The following is a 1,236-nucleotide window of genomic DNA, read 5'->3' as shown; positions in this document are numbered from 1 at the left end:
GAGCGTGTGAGGCCGCAGAGACCAGGGAGAAGCGACTGTTTACTAAAAACACAGGTCCGTGCGAAGTCGTAAGACGATGTATACGGACTGACGCCTGCCCGGTGCTGGAACGTTAAGGGGACGGGTTAGCTTCACGGCGAAGCTCAGAACTTAAGCGCCAGTAAACGGCGGTGGTAACTATAACCATCCTAAGGTAGCGAAATTCCTTGTCGGGTAAGTTCCGACCTGCACGAATGGCGTAACGACTTCTCCGCTGTCTCAACCGCGAACTCGGCGAAATTGCACTACGAGTAAAGATGCTCGTTACGCGCAGCAGGACGGAAAGACCCCGGGACCTTCACTATAGTTTGGTATTGGTGCCTGGTGTGGCTTGTGTAGGATAGGTGGGAGACTGTGAGGCTGGCACGCCAGTGCTGGTGGAGTCGTCGTTGAAATACCACTCTGGTCATACTGGTCGTCTAACTTCGGTCCGTGATCCGGATCAGGGACAGTGCCTGATGGGTAGTTTAACTGGGGCGGTTGCCTCCTAAAGTGTAACGGAGGCGCTCAAAGGTCCTCTCAGCCTGGTCGGTCATCAGGTGGTGAGTGCAAGTGCACAAGAGGGCTTGACTGTGAGACTGACGGGTCGAGCAGGGACGAAAGTCGGAACTAGTGACCCGGCCGTGGTGTGTGGAAACGCGGTCGCTCAACGGATAAAAGGTACCCCGGGGATAACAGGCTGATCTTGCCCAAGAGTCCATATCGACGGCATGGTTTGGCACCTCGATGTCGGCTCGTCGCATCCTGGGGCTGGAGTAGGTCCCAAGGGTTGGGCTGTTCGCCCATTAAAGCGGTACGCGAGCTGGGTTTAGAACGTCGTGAGACAGTTCGGTCCCTATCCGCTGCGCGCGTTGGAGACTTGTGAAGGGCTGTCCCTAGTACGAGAGGACCGGGACGGACGAACCTCTGGTGTGCCAGTTGTCCTGCCAAGGGCATGGCTGGTTGGCTACGTTCGGGAGGGATAACCGCTGAAGGCATCTAAGCGGGAAGCCTGCTTCGAGATGAGGTCTCCGTGCCACTTTGGGTGGTGTGAGGCTCCCGGTAGACGACCGGGTTGATAGGCCGGGTGTGGAAGCGGGGTAACTCGTGGAGCTGACCGGTACTAATAGGCCGATGGCTTGACCACTTCGTGTGTTTGCGTCCACTGTGCGGTTCTGGGGCTGCACGCCCCTTCCTGTCCCCTTGGTTGTTGGGGGG

General features: G+C 57.6%; 1 rRNA gene. It reads left to right on the top strand.

The annotated features are described in order from the left end of the window. Nucleotides 1-1,165 (top strand): 23S ribosomal RNA (locus WDV86_RS15985); the annotation flags it as partial. Nucleotides 1,166-1,236: the final 71 nt, after the last annotated feature.

It is taken from the genome of Pseudokineococcus sp. 1T1Z-3 (genome assembly GCF_037482365.1).
GTDB lineage: Bacteria > Actinomycetota > Actinomycetes > Actinomycetales > Quadrisphaeraceae > Pseudokineococcus.
This window is presented reverse-complemented; position numbering and strand designations above follow the sequence as displayed.